The sequence below is a fragment of the Rhodoferax sp. genome (assembly GCF_025354435.1).
GTDB lineage: Bacteria > Pseudomonadota > Gammaproteobacteria > Burkholderiales > Burkholderiaceae_C > Rhodoferax_B.
The window spans coordinates 20,597-33,318 of record NZ_JANXMU010000081.1; the positions used below are offsets into that span (position 1 = coordinate 20,597).

The 12,722-nt window shown below is 60.0% G+C and carries 15 protein-coding genes; 6 read left to right on the plus strand and 9 right to left on the minus strand.

Features of this window, described 5'->3' with window-relative positions; all coding sequences use genetic code 11:
• Positions 1–41: 41 nt before the first annotated feature.
• Positions 42–428, plus strand: a complete 387-nt coding sequence (locus Q0T48_RS20215; protein WP_295960310.1) for a hypothetical protein — start codon at positions 42–44, stop codon at positions 426–428.
• On the opposite strand, the gene Q0T48_RS20220 is transcribed toward Q0T48_RS20215, so the two are convergent.
• Positions 406–1,677, minus strand: coding sequence for a GNAT family N-acetyltransferase (locus tag Q0T48_RS20220; RefSeq protein ID WP_295960311.1), 1,272 nt, complete (start codon positions 1,675–1,677; stop codon positions 406–408). The two genes, Q0T48_RS20215 and Q0T48_RS20220, sit on opposite strands and share 23 nt — an antisense overlap.
• Between Q0T48_RS20220 and Q0T48_RS20225 the strand changes: the two genes are divergently transcribed.
• Both Q0T48_RS20225 and Q0T48_RS20230 read left to right on the plus strand, forming a co-directional pair.
• Positions 1,676–3,340: an NAD+ synthase gene (locus Q0T48_RS20225; protein ID WP_295960314.1), complete on the plus strand. Its 1,665-nt coding sequence runs from the start codon at positions 1,676–1,678 to the stop codon at positions 3,338–3,340. The two genes, Q0T48_RS20220 and Q0T48_RS20225, sit on opposite strands and share 2 nt — an antisense overlap.
• A 20-nt stretch (positions 3,341–3,360) precedes the next feature.
• Complete coding sequence (locus Q0T48_RS20230) at positions 3,361–3,699, plus strand: P-II family nitrogen regulator (protein WP_295960317.1); 339 nt, start codon at positions 3,361–3,363, stop codon at positions 3,697–3,699.
• 5 nt (positions 3,700–3,704) lie between these two features.
• Here Q0T48_RS20230 and Q0T48_RS20235 read toward each other — a convergent pair whose 3' ends face one another.
• From Q0T48_RS20235 to Q0T48_RS20255, 5 genes are read right to left on the minus strand one after another with little or no spacing between them, the layout of a single operon-like run.
• Positions 3,705–4,088: a diacylglycerol kinase gene (locus Q0T48_RS20235; protein ID WP_295960321.1), complete on the minus strand. Its 384-nt coding sequence runs from the start codon at positions 4,086–4,088 to the stop codon at positions 3,705–3,707.
• Positions 4,089–4,090: 2 nt separating this feature from the next.
• A complete protein-coding gene (locus Q0T48_RS20240; protein WP_295960324.1) occupies positions 4,091–4,612 on the minus strand; it encodes an RDD family protein in 522 nt (173 codons plus the stop codon).
• On the minus strand, positions 4,609–5,265 hold the full coding sequence (locus Q0T48_RS20245) for a DUF3106 domain-containing protein (RefSeq protein WP_295960327.1): 657 nt from the start codon (positions 5,263–5,265) through the stop codon (positions 4,609–4,611). The genes Q0T48_RS20240 and Q0T48_RS20245 overlap by 4 nt, the downstream gene beginning before the upstream one ends.
• 39 nt (positions 5,266–5,304) lie before the next feature.
• Positions 5,305–5,760, minus strand: a complete 456-nt coding sequence (locus Q0T48_RS20250) for a DUF3619 family protein (RefSeq protein WP_295960330.1) — start codon at positions 5,758–5,760, stop codon at positions 5,305–5,307.
• On the minus strand, positions 5,757–6,323 hold the full coding sequence (locus tag Q0T48_RS20255; protein WP_295960334.1) for an RNA polymerase sigma factor: 567 nt from the start codon (positions 6,321–6,323) through the stop codon (positions 5,757–5,759). Before Q0T48_RS20255 ends, Q0T48_RS20250 begins: the two co-directional genes overlap by 4 nt.
• Before the next feature lie 302 nt (positions 6,324–6,625).
• Here Q0T48_RS20255 and Q0T48_RS20260 point away from each other — a divergent pair, with 302 nt between their 5' ends.
• The 3 genes from Q0T48_RS20260 to ilvC all read left to right on the plus strand — a co-directional run bounded on the left by Q0T48_RS20260 (position 6,626) and on the right by ilvC (position 10,201).
• Positions 6,626–8,416, plus strand: coding sequence for an acetolactate synthase 3 catalytic subunit (locus Q0T48_RS20260; RefSeq protein WP_295960336.1), 1,791 nt, complete (start codon positions 6,626–6,628; stop codon positions 8,414–8,416).
• 142 nt (positions 8,417–8,558) lie between these two features.
• Positions 8,559–9,050 carry an acetolactate synthase small subunit gene (ilvN, locus tag Q0T48_RS20265; protein WP_295960339.1) on the plus strand — a complete coding sequence of 164 codons (492 nt, stop codon included), beginning with the start codon at positions 8,559–8,561 and terminating at the stop codon, positions 9,048–9,050.
• Between the two features lie 134 nt (positions 9,051–9,184).
• On the plus strand, positions 9,185–10,201 hold the full coding sequence (gene ilvC / locus Q0T48_RS20270) for a ketol-acid reductoisomerase (protein WP_295960342.1): 1,017 nt from the start codon (positions 9,185–9,187) through the stop codon (positions 10,199–10,201).
• A gap of 197 nt (positions 10,202–10,398) precedes the next feature.
• Here ilvC and Q0T48_RS20275 read toward each other — a convergent pair whose 3' ends face one another.
• From Q0T48_RS20275 to mltB, 3 genes are all read right to left on the minus strand, one after another.
• Positions 10,399–10,836, minus strand: a complete 438-nt coding sequence (locus tag Q0T48_RS20275; RefSeq protein WP_295960345.1) for an RcnB family protein — start codon at positions 10,834–10,836, stop codon at positions 10,399–10,401.
• A 157-nt stretch (positions 10,837–10,993) separates the two neighbouring features.
• Positions 10,994–11,545 carry a PEP-CTERM sorting domain-containing protein gene (locus tag Q0T48_RS20280; protein ID WP_295960351.1) on the minus strand — a complete coding sequence of 184 codons (552 nt, stop codon included), beginning with the start codon at positions 11,543–11,545 and terminating at the stop codon, positions 10,994–10,996.
• Between the two features lie 189 nt (positions 11,546–11,734).
• Complete coding sequence (gene mltB / locus Q0T48_RS20285; protein WP_295960521.1) at positions 11,735–12,676, minus strand: lytic murein transglycosylase B; 942 nt, start codon at positions 12,674–12,676, stop codon at positions 11,735–11,737.
• Between the last annotated feature and the right edge of the window lie 46 nt (positions 12,677–12,722).

A 12,722-nucleotide genomic window follows, 5' to 3' on the forward strand; every position in this document is an offset into this window, starting at 1 on the left:
AGCCACTTATCATCCCCACCACACTATTGCTAAAACTTGCCATGACCGATTTCACCAAAGTAGTCCTTTTTACCGACACCGACGGCGTTGCCAAATTTCGCGACGAGTCCATCCCGTTGACCGAGGGCAAACCCACCTCCCAGCTCAGTGCCCTGCAAGCCAGCGGCGGCTTCCAACTGCGCCACAGCCCGGTGGGTTTTGCCAGCAGCTTCCACTGCACCACCGACCCGCAGTGGGTGGTGATTCTGGCCGGGCAGATGGAAATTGGTTTGCAAGACGGCACGGCCCGCGTGTTTCAGCCGGGCGACCATTTTTATTCGGCCGATGTGCTGCCTGCGGGGGCGACGTTTGATGACAGGGTGCATGGGCACCGGAGTCGGTTGCTGGGAGATGTGCCGCTGGTGACTATGTTTGTACGTGGCTCGTGATTTTCAGCGGGCTGCGTTGGGCCAGATCGTCCATGTAGCCCGCAATCCCCGCCCCCTCGCGCTCTAGAAACCGCTCCACCGCATCGGCAAACGCCGGGTGCGCCAGCCAGTGGGCGCTGGTGGTTTTGACGGGCAGCAGGGCGCGGGCCATTTTGTGTTCACCCTGCGCGCCGCCTTCGAAACGGGCCACGCCGTGGGCGATGCACCATTGCAGCGGCTGGTAGTAGCAGGCTTCAAAGTGCAGGCAGTCCACGCGCTCCAGTGCGCCCCAGTAGCGGCCATAGGCGACCAGGGGCTGGATTGAGGTATCTTTTAGGTCTATAGCGCAGGTGGTGTCTTCGCTTATAGCTATCAAACTAGTAGCAATTGGGATTTTGACGCCCTGCACCTCGCGCTCGGCCACAAACAGCAGCCAGTGCTCTGGCATGGTGTCGGCCATGCGCTGGAAGAAGTCGCGGCTCAGGTAAGGCGCGTTGCCGTGCTCCAGGTAGGTGCGCTCGTAGCAGCGGTAAAAGAAATCCCAGTCTTGCGGCGTGATGGCGCGGCCCTGGGCCGAGCGGAACGTGATACCCGCGTCGGCGACCTTGCGGCGCTCCTGGCGGATCTTTTTGCGTTTGTCTTGGGCCATAGAGGCGAGAAAGTCGTCGAAGTCGCAGTAGCCATCCACCTTATTCGTCCAGTGGAATTGCACGGTGTGGCGCAGCATCAGGCCCGCGTCGGCGCAGGCGGCAACATCCACCGGGTTGGCGAACAGTACGTGCAGGGACGACAGTTCTTCTTGTTCGCACCAGGCCACCAGCGCCTGTACCAGCACCGTCCGAGACTCCGCATCCCGCGCCAGCAACCGCGCGCCGGGCACAGGAGTGAACGGTGCGGCCACCACGGCCTTGGGGTAGTAGGGCACGCCGTGCTGTTGGTAAGCGTTGGCCCAGGCCCAGTCGAAAACGTATTCGCCGTAGGAATGGTCTTTGATGTACAGCGCGCAGGCGGCTTGCAGCACGTCGCCCAGCCACACTGTGACTAGCCGCAGCTTCCAGCCGGTGGCGGACGTGGCGCTGCCGCTGTGGTGCAGCGCGGCCAGGTATTCATAGCGCATGAAGGGGCTGGCATCAGGCTGCTGGGTCAGCAGGCTGTTCCAGGCCTCGGCGGAAAGCTGCAGGGGCGAGTCCAGCACCCGAATGACATAATCAGTCGCACTGTCCTCCACCCCATTTTGGCCCGCCGCCACCACCGTTTTTTTTGTTTCCATGACTCTCAAACTCTGTGTTGCCCAGCTTAACTTTGTCGTCGGCGACCTGGCCGGCAATGCGCAAAAAATCATCGATGCCGCCCGCACGGCCTATGCCGACGGTGCCCGGCTGGTACTGACCCCCGAACTGTCGATCTGCGGCTACGCGGCCGAAGATCTGTTCTTGCGCCCGGCCTTTACCGCTGCCTGTGATGATGCCGTGAAAACAGTGGCCCGCGAACTCGCCGGGTTAAAAGGCCTGCACGTGGTGGTCGGCCACCCGCAGGGCGGCGACGACCGCACCAAATCGGTGGCCGTGCAGCACCGTTTCAACGCCGCCAGCGTGTTCTGCGAGGGCCACATGGTGGCCACCCACATCAAGCGCGAGCTGCCCAATTACCAGGTGTTCGATGAGCGCCGCTACTTCACGCCGGGCCAGGGCGTGTGTGTGTTTGCGGTCGAGGGCGTGCAGGTCGGTCTGCTGATTTGTGAAGATGCCTGGTTCGAGGCACCCGCGCGCGCCGCCAAGGAGGCCGGGGCCGAGCTGCTCGCGGTCATTAACGCCTCGCCTTTCCACATGGGCAAGGGCGGCGAACGGGTGCTGCGCATGGCCGACCGCGCCCGCAGTGTGGCGCTGCCGCTGGTGTACGCGCACATCGTCGGCGGACAGGACGAGGTGGTGTTTGACGGCGGCTCGTTCTGCGTCAATGCCGACGGTGCCCTGAGTGGCCGCGCCCCCAGTTTTAAGGAAAATCTGTTCTTTGTGCAGACCGCACGGGCGCAAGCAGCTATTGAATTAGTAGCAACTATCGAGCCCGAGCGCAGCCTGCATGCCGAGCTGTGGGATGCCCTGGTACTGGGCCTGCGCGACTACGTGGGCAAAAACAACTTCCCCGGCGTGCTGCTGGGCCTGTCCGGCGGCATCGACTCAGCCCTGGTGCTGGCGATTGCGGTGGACGCGCTGGGCAAAGACCGGGTACGCACGGTGATGATGCCCTCGCCCTACACGGCCGACATCTCCTGGATTGACGCGCGCGACATGGCCGCCCGGGTGGGTGTGCGGTACGACGAAATCTCCATCCTGCCTGAGTTCGAGGCCTTCAAGACCTCGCTAGCCGTGCATTTCATTGGCTGCGACGAGGACACCACCGAAGAAAACATCCAGGCCCGCATCCGCGGCACGCTGCTGATGGCCTTGAGCAACAAATTCGGCAGCATTGTTGTAACCACCGGTAATAAAAGCGAGATGGCCACCGGCTATTGCACGCTGTACGGCGACATGGCCGGCGGCTTTGCGGTCATCAAAGACGTGGCCAAAACCCTGGTGTTTGCCCTGGCCCGCTGGCGCAATGACAACGACCCGTACGGCACCGGTAGCAACCCCATCCCCGAGCGCATCATCACCCGTCCGCCCAGCGCCGAGTTGCGCGCCGACCAGACCGACCAGGACAGCCTGCCGCCTTACGAGGTGCTGGACGCGATCCTGGAGCGCTACATGGAAAACGACCAAAGCCTGGAGACCATCATCGCTGCCGGGTTTGCGCCCGCCGACGTGGAGCGCGTCACCCGGCTGATTAAAATCAATGAGTACAAACGCCGCCAGTCGCCCGTCGGAATTCGGGTTACCCACCGCAGCTTTGGCAAGGATTGGCGCTATCCTATTACGAGCAAATTTCGCGCTTAATTCAACCAGACAAGGGTTCTATGAAACAAATTACTGCCATCCTGAAACCGTTCAAAGTGGAAGAAGTGCGCGAGGCATTGGCCGAATGCGGTGTGACCGGCCTCACCGTCACTGAAGTTAAGGGTTTTGGCCGCCAGAAGGGCCACACCGAGCTGTACCGCGGTGCCGAATACGTGGTGGACTTCTTGCCCAAGGTGAAGATCGAGGTGGTGGTGAAAACCGAAGAGGTGGACCGCTGCGTGGAGGCCATCGTCCGCGCTGCCCGCACCGGCAAAATTGGCGATGGCAAGATCTTTGTGACCAGCGTAGAGCGCGTGGTGCGCATCCGCACCGGCGAGCAGGATGAAGCAGCGGTCTAGGCTTTTTAAGCGCTGAAGCGCTGCACCAGCGCCAGAATCCAAATGGTGGCCGTGATCAGCACGGTCAGCAGCACGGCAGCGCTGCACATGTCTTTGGCCCGTTTTGACAGCGGGTGCCATTCGGGGCCAATGCGGTCAATCGCGGTTTCTATCCCGGTGTTAAGCAGCTCCACCACCATCAACAGCACCACAGAGCCCGCCAGTAGGACAAATTCCACCCAGCTATGGGCCATCCAGGCGGCCAGTGGTACCAGCACCATGGCGGCGATGGCTTCCTGGCGAAAAGCCGTCTCTCCCCAACCTGCCCGCAGCCCCGCAAGCGAATAGCCTGCAGCGTGCCAGAGGCGGTTGAGGCCCTTGCGGGATTTTTGGGCGGTAGGGGATTCCACTTTTAGCGACTCAATGGCAGCGAGCCGACCAGTCGGGTGCCCGCCAGTGCGTCATGCCAGAACTGACGTTGCGGGTGAAAGCGGCTGAGCAAGGCCCAGAAAGCCACCCAGCCCAACACAATGACCAGGGTTTCGCCAACTGGCAAGCCAAACGGCGCCATGGCACCCAAGGGCGGCAGAAACCACACCCAGCTCCACACATAGCGCAGCAAGGCGCGCGGCTGGCTGATGGCCTGGCCGTCACGGCCCACCACGCGGATGTTCCAGGTCTTCATGGCCAGGGTCTGGCCCTTGGACCAGAACCAGGTGAAGTAGATGCCGAAGATGACAAACAAAAAAGCCTGCAAGCCGGGTCGGTTGTCCATGGCGTTGCGTGTTTGGCTCAGGGTTCCGAAAAGGTAGCCCGAAATGAATACCACACCAAACATCAGCATGCCTTCGTACAGCCAGCAGGCCATACGGCGGCGCAGGCTGGGTGCGGTCAAAGGAGTGGGGGGAAGGGCTGGTGCCGCCAATATGCTCATTGTCCGGCGGGCTTGGCCGGTTGGGGTACTACCGAGCTACCACTGCTGAACCGGTAAGCGGGCAGCGGGAGCAGGGTGTGCGGGTCAATCTGGTGTGCACCCGTGGCAATGGAGGGGCCTTTGGGTTCATTGATGCGCGGGGGCGGCACATTGGCCAGCTTCTGCGAGGGGGTGAGCTTCACGCCCGTCGCTGCACCGGCCAGCTTTTTCTGCACCTGCTTGACCAGTTTGGCTTTTTCTTCCGGGTCCAAGGTTTGGTAGGCCTCCCATTTGGCCTGCTTTTCTGCAGGTGACAGCCGCTTTGCTTCGGCAAAATTCAGCCGTGCCTGGCTGCGTTGTGTGCCGCTAAGGGCCCCCCAGTCCAGCATGCGCTCTTGCAGTACGGTTTGCATGGTGGGCGACATTTTTTCAAAGTTTACCGACAAGGCCAGCCATTTGCGCTTTTGCTGCTCGCTGATATTGTTCCAGTGCGTAGCCAGGGGCTTGAGCGCCTGCTGCTGCGCCGGCGTGAGCTCTTTCCAGAGCGGTTTTTGCTCGGGCTTGCTGGCGGAAGCCAGGGGGATGGAGGCCGGACCAAAATCTGGAGCGATCTCCGCCCATGCGGTTGGCAACACGCCCAGGGACAACACTACCCCCACACAGGAGGCAGACAACAAGTTCCTAAGCGATAGCAGCATCCGTATCCGTTCCAATTAAGGGGAAGTGGTGTCTCGGTTGGCCTTGAGGAACTCCACAAAACCAGGGTCGGTGTAGGCCACGGTGGGCAGGTCGTCGGTCAGCAGGGCGGTATCGACTTCGGCCAACTCGTCGGCACGCAGATCGTTTTGCACCACGTAAATCGTCAGCAAACCGGCCACCAGTGCGACCAAAGGCAAGGCCGCGGCAAAACGCGTCCACCAATTGGGCCTGTCGTTATCACCTTGGTTGCCAAATGTAAGCGCGGCTGTGCCGCCACCTTGGCTAGCGACCACGGTGGCGCTGCGCATGATGACCTGCTTACGGTGCGCCAGTGCCTGCATACGGGCAATACGCAGGCGTTCGGAAATATCGTGCGGTAGCGCCGCCGAGCCTTCCGTCAGGCGCGCCGTGACGTTGCGCGCAAAACGGTCTTGCGCCGACAGCATGGGGTTGGTTTGCAGCTGTGTCATAAATGTATTCCTCTGGCCTTGAGCGCCTTGCTGAGCGACTGGACTGCACGGGAGCAGTGGGTTTTGACGCTGCCTTCCGAGCAGCCCATAGCGCTGGCGGTTTCGGCAACGTCCATCTCCTCCCAGTAACGCATCAAGAACGCTTCTCGTTGACGCGCCGGTAACTCTTGTATCTGGGTGTCAATCTCACGCAATACCTGTGCCCGGCGCGTGGTGTCTTCGGCGCTCTCTGTGCGTTCGGCGTTGTCGGACGACTGCAAGGTCTCCAAGAGGTCGAAATCGCCATCGCCGTCACCTGATTCAAAGTCGCTCATGTTCGAGAACAAGGCGTTGCGGGTTTTTTGGCGGCGGAACCAGTCCAGCGTGCAGTTCGACAGAATCCGCTGGAACAGCATGGGCAACTCAGCCACTGGCTTGTCGCCATAGTGCTCAGCCAGTTTCATCATGCTGTCTTGCACGATGTCCAGCGCCGATTCTTCGTTGCGCACGTGGTACACCGAGCGTTTAAAGGCTCGGCTTTCAACGCTTTTGAGGAAATCAGAAAGTTCGCGTTCAGTGGCCAAAAGGGTCTTGCCTGTAGGGCGGATCGGTGGGGATGCGTGGTTTTCTGGGAAAACGGAATGCCCCGGTATGGGGCGCGTGCGGCCGGATTATGGCATTGACCGGCGAATTTCTTGGTGCGACGCGCAGTTTTTGCGCAGTACGATGCCATAATCCGCATTGCTAGTTAAAAAGCAAACGGATCATGGTTCGGCGATGCAAGCAGCTCGCCCATGGCTTTGGTCTTAAGTTCCAACACAACTCCAAAAGAGTGCGTGAAGTAGCACCCAAGGTATTTCGTTAGAGAAATTCACAAAGGTTCATCATGGAAATCAACAAAGCCGAAATCGCTTCAGCCGCCGCAGCTTCTACTTCCACCATCTCGCGTCCCGCCCCCGTTGAGCTCATGGGTGCCGAAATTCTGGTGAAGTGCCTTCAGGCCGAGAACGTCAAGCACATCTGGGGTTACCCCGGTGGCGCAGTTCTGTACATCTACGACGCGTTCTACAAACAAGACACTATTCAGCACGTGCTGGTGCGCCACGAGCAAGCGGCCGTGCACGCTGCCGACGGCTATGCCCGCGCCACCGGCGATGTCGGTGTGGCGCTGGTTACGTCGGGCCCTGGCCTGACAAATGCCGTGACCGGTATTGCCACTGCGTACATGGACAGTATTCCCATGGTGATCATCAGTGGCCAGGTGCCCACGCACGCCATTGGCTTGGATGCATTCCAGGAATGCGACACGGTCGGCATCACCCGCCCGATTGTTAAGCACAACTTTTTGGTCAAAGACGCGCGTGATCTGGCCGAAACCATGAAGAAAGCCTTCCACATTGCCCGTACCGGTCGCCCCGGCCCGGTGGTGGTCGATATTCCGAAAGACGTGTCGTTCAAGAAGGCGCTGTACGCGGGCTACCCTGAAACCGTGACCATGCGCTCGTACAACCCGGTGCGCAAAGGCCACGGCGGCCAGATCCGCAAGGCTTTGCAACTGCTATTGGCTGCTAAGCGCCCGTATATCTATACCGGCGGCGGTGTCTTGCTGAGCAATGCTTCGCAAGAGCTGCGCACCCTGGTGGACATGCTGGGCTACCCCTGCACCAACACTTTGATGGGCCTGGGCGCGTACCCCGCCAGCGACAAAAAATTCCTCGGCATGCTGGGCATGCACGGCACGATTGAGGCTAACAATGCGATGCAGCACTGCGACGTGCTATTGGCTGTGGGTGCCCGCTTTGACGACCGCGTCATCGGCAATACCAAGCATTTCGCGCAAAACGAACGCAAGATCATCCATATTGACATCGACCCGTCGAGCATTTCCAAGCGCGTCAAGGTCGATGTGCCTATCGTTGGCGACGTGAAAGAGGTGTTGACCGAGCTGATCGCCATGATCAAAGAGTCCACCACCAAGCCCGATGCCGTTGCTTTGGGCAGTTGGTGGGACACGATTGAAGGCTGGCGCAGCCGCAATTGCCTGAAGTTCAGCATGGGCTCGCCCGACGTGATCAAGCCCCAGTACGTGGTGCAAACCCTGTGGGACATGACCAAGGATGCCGACACCTACATCACCTCCGATGTGGGCCAGCACCAGATGTGGGCTGCGCAGTACTACCGCTTTGACGAACCCCGCCGCTGGATCAACTCCGGCGGTCTGGGCACCATGGGCGTGGGCATTCCTTACGCTATGGGTGTCAAGCTGGCTAGGCCTGACAGCGAGGTGTTCTGCATCACCGGCGAAGGCTCGGTGCAGATGTGTATCCAAGAGCTGTCCACCTGCCTGCAGTACAACACGCCGATCAAGATTGTCTCGCTGAACAACCGCTACCTGGGTATGGTGCGCCAGTGGCAAGAGGTGGAATACGCTGGCCGCTACAGCAGCAGCTATATGGATGCACTGCCCAACTTTGTCAAGCTGGCCGAGGCCTATGGCCACGTCGGCATGCTGATCGAGCGCCCCGAAGATGTGGAGCCCGCCCTGCGCGAAGCCCGCAAGCTGAAGGACCGCACGGTGTTCATGGACTTCCGCACCGACCCCACCGAGAACGTGTTCCCGATGGTGCAGGCCGGCAAGGGCATTACCGAGATGCTGCTGGGCAGCGAAGATCTTTAAGCCAAATCAGGCTCTAGCGTAGGTTAGGCTTACGCTAGTAGCTATTATTTCGATAGTATTAACTTTCTGACGAATCTATTGCTTGCCGAGCCTGCACATTACCGTGTGCGGGGGAGGGCAGCGAAAAGAGGAATCTAGTCTTATGAAACACATCATTGCTGTCTTGCTGGAAAACGAGCCCGGCGCTCTTTCCCGCGTCGTGGGCCTGTTCTCCGCCCGGGGTTACAACATCGAGTCGCTCACGGTGGCTCCCACCGAAGACGCGACGCTGTCGCGCATGACCATCCAAACCTCTGGTTCCGACGACGTGATCGAACAGATCACCAAGCACCTGAACCGCCTCATCGAGGTGGTCAAGGTGGTCGACCTGACCGAAGGCGCCTACACCGAGCGTGAACTGATGATGGTCAAGGTGCGTGCCGTCGGCAAAGAGCGCGAAGAAATGAAGCGCATGGCCGACATCTTCCGCGGCCGCATCATTGATGTGACCGAAAAGAGCTACACCATCGAATTGACCGGCGACCAGGGCAAGAACGACGCTTTCTTGGAAGCGCTGGACAGCGGTGCCATTCTGGAAACCGTGCGTACCGGTGCCAGTGGCATCGGGCGCGGTGAACGCATCTTGCGGGTTTAAGTTTTGAGTTGTCCGTACGCGCGTTTTGACGGGCTCAACGCGAACGGACTATTTTTGGCGATTGCGGTAAACGTTCGCCCTGGGCCTGTCGATGGGCATTTCGCCAAACCCTTTATTTTTTCTGAAAGAAGATCATGAAAGTTTATTACGACAAAGACTGCGACCTCAGCCTGATCAAGGGCAAGACAGTCGCCATCATCGGCTACGGTAGCCAGGGCCATGCCCACGCGCAAAATCTGAACGACAGCGGCGTGAACGTCGTGGTCGGTCTGCGCAAGGGTGGTGCTTCTTGGGACAAGGTTGGCAAGGCCGGCCTGAAGGTCGCCGAAGTGGCAGATGCCGTCAAGTCCGCTGACGTGGTCATGATCTTGTTGCCCGATGAGCAAATCGCTTCGGTTTACGCCGCTGACGTGCACCCCAACATCAAACAAGGTGCAGCCCTGGTGTTCGCCCACGGCTTCAACGTGCATTACGGTCTGGTCACGCCCCGTGCTGACCTGGACGTGTGGATGGTCGCTCCTAAAGCCCCTGGCCACACCGTGCGCGGTACCTACGCCCAAGGCGGCGGCGTGCCCCACCTGGTGGCGGTGTACCAGGACAAGTCCGGCAAGTCGCTGCAAATGGCGCTGTCGTACTCCATGGCCAACGGTGGCGGCAAGTCCGGCATCATTGAAACCAACTTCCGCGAAGAAACCGAAACCGATTTGTTCGGCGAACAAGCCGTGTTGTGCGGTGGTGCGGTCGAGCTGATCAAAGCCGGTTTCGAAACCCTGGTGGAAGCCGGTTACGCGCCAGAAATGGCCTACTTCGAATGCCTGCACGAGCTGAAGCTGATCGTCGACATGATCTATGAAGGCGGCATCGCCAACATGAACTACTCGATCTCGAACAACGCTGAATACGGTGAATATGTTACCGGCCCGCGCATCGTGACGGCAGAAACCAAGAAGGTCATGAAGCAAGTGCTGAATGACATCCAGACTGGTGAATACGCCAAGAGCTTCATCCTGGAAAACAAGGCCGGCGCCCCTACGCTGATCAGCCGCCGCCGCCTGACCTCCGAGCACCAGATCGAAGTCGTCGGTGCCCAGCTGCGCGCCATGATGCCTTGGATCGCCAAGAACAAGCTGGTCGATCAAACCCGTAACTAAGTACCCTCCCAGGCTACAGCGCAAACGCTTTTCGCCAACCCCCTTGCAGGGGGCAACACCAGCAGCCTGGCAAAGCCAGTTCTGCGGTGTTTCTGGTGGAGGGGCGTTCTAGCTGAAACTGGGTTGGTTTGCAATAAGTCCCGCTTCGGGCCTGCTAGCTTTTGGGCTAGCGGGCCCGAAGTGCGTTTGGGGCTATCTCAATAGTTGCCCAGCAGGATCTGCGCGATGATGCCGGTGGTGATGGCGATCAGCACGTAGTCACCGCCGGTTTGTACCCAGTGGTAGCCGCGGGGAGGCGCGCTCAGGTGGTGGTCGCGCCAGTTGTCTACGACGTACTGGTTGTTGCGGTATTGGTTGGGCAGACGGCCACCACGGCGGAAATTGTGGTCGGGACCCGCGCCACGCTCTTGCGCAAAATCGGGGCCGTTGCGATGCTGCTCTTGCATGCGCTGCGGGCCAGGGCCGCGGTTGTTGCCAGGCCGGTTGTTGTCTTGCCGGATATTGGGCTGGTCGCGCTGCTGGTTCTGGTGTCGGAAGTCATCACCTCCACGGCCGCTGTTGCCTTGGGCAAAAGCGATGCTGCTGAACGCCAAAGAGGCGGCGGTGAGTGCGGCGACAAAAACTGTCTTTTTCATGAAAACTTCTTCAAGGTGTATGGACCTATTTGAGCGGAAAGCACAGGGTTTTCCTGTAGGAGAAGGTCTGCTTTACCGGGTGCTTACCGCTGGGTTTGCCAGAAGTACCACCACGAAAAAGCGCCCCGCAGGGCGCTCTAGGACGGTCCGCCAGGCTTTAGGCCTTGCGGCGCTGTGAAAGGATCAAACCTACCAAGCCCAGGCCCATCAAGGCCAACGAGCTGGGTTCTGGCACCGTGTTGCGGGCCGCGGCAGCGTGGTAGGTCACGTCGTCCATGACGAAATTACCGTTGGTGACGGACAGGCGCACTTCGTCCACCAGGCCCGAATAGCCCGAGGACAGGAAGCTGGGCGTACCCGACAAGCCCAGCAGGGACGAGGTGAACACCAGTTGCCCGTCGTTGAACAGCTCAAATCCAGCAGTTTGGTAGCCCGCGAAGAAGGCACCGTCAAAAATGACGTCGTTGGAGAATTTGAACCAGTCGGTGGTTGCACCGGTGTTGTTGTAGATACGGGTTTTACCCGACGCGGCGTTGTAAGGCGATTGCGCCGAGTCGTAGTATTCCCAGCCAGCGCCCCAGGTGAGCCCAGCGTAATTGGATGCCAAGGTGCCCTGACCGGGGATGTCCTCAAAAGTCAACACGGTGGCGTTGCCCATCCCTGCGAAAGCGATAAAGGAAGTGGCCAGTAATTTCGGTAAAAAGCGCATCGTGATCCTGTGGTTATGTAATCTTCTATTAAGGAGTGTTACACAGGGTCGCGCGTAAGCTATTGAAAAATATAGATTTTAGGATAATGGAGCGGGTTTTCGTGACATTGTCGAGCTTCCAGAGTGTTGTGTCTACCACAACCCATAGGGTCGGGCGTGCGGTCTGTCTAAGCGGTTTAGCTAGGCAATTTATGGCCCGGTTTGGGCCTTCACGGCGGCGGCCACTTCACGCCCCAACTCGACCACCGCCATGGCGTAGTAGCTGCTCCAGTTGTAGCGGGTGATGGCGTAGAAATTCTCGGTACCCGCCACGTACTGCGGCGGATCCCCTCCGTTTTGCAGCTCCACCAGCGCCAGCGGGCCGGAGTGTTGGAGGGCCGGGCCTTCCAGCACTGCACCCAGGGTCTGAAAACGGGCCACGCTGAAGGTAGGCAGGATGTCGGGGGCCATCAGTGCGTCCATGTCCAGGGTTTTAGGGTCGAACTGCACCGGGTAGTAGATCGGCATGCCAGGCTGCCAGTGGAAGGCCTTGAAATAGCTGGCCACCGAGCCAATCGCGTCGGCCGGGCTGTTGAACAGATCGACACGGCTGTCGCCATCAAAGTCCACCGCAAATTGCACCCAGCTGGTCGGCATGAACTGCGGCAGGCCCATGGCCCCGGCGTAGCTGCCGCGCAAGCTCAGGGGGTCGATGCCGGCGCGCTGGGTCAGGCTCAGGTATTGCTCCAACTCGCCCTTGAAGTAGGCACTGCGCTCCTTGGCGCGCGGATGGCTGGCGGGGAAGTCAAAGGCCAGCGTGGCCAGCGCGTCCAGCACCCGGAAGTTGCCCATGTTCTGGCCGTAAATCGTCTCCACGCCAATGATGCCGACGATGATTTCGGCCGGTACGCCGTATTCCTTTTCGGCCCGTTCCAGCGTGGCGCGGTTGGCCTGCCAGAAACGCACCCCGGCGGCGATGCGCACCGGGTCGATGAAGCGGCTGCGGTAGACCTTCCAGTTTTTCACCGTACCCTTGGGTGCGGGGGCCATCAGGCGCGGCACGCTGGGGATAAACCGGGCCTGCGCCAATATCTGGTGCACCCAGGCCGGGTCCAGGCCGCGGCGCTCGGCGATGTCGTCGGCGATGGCCATCACATCCTCGCGGCTGGCGTACAGCGGGCCGCTGGGTGTGGCGGTA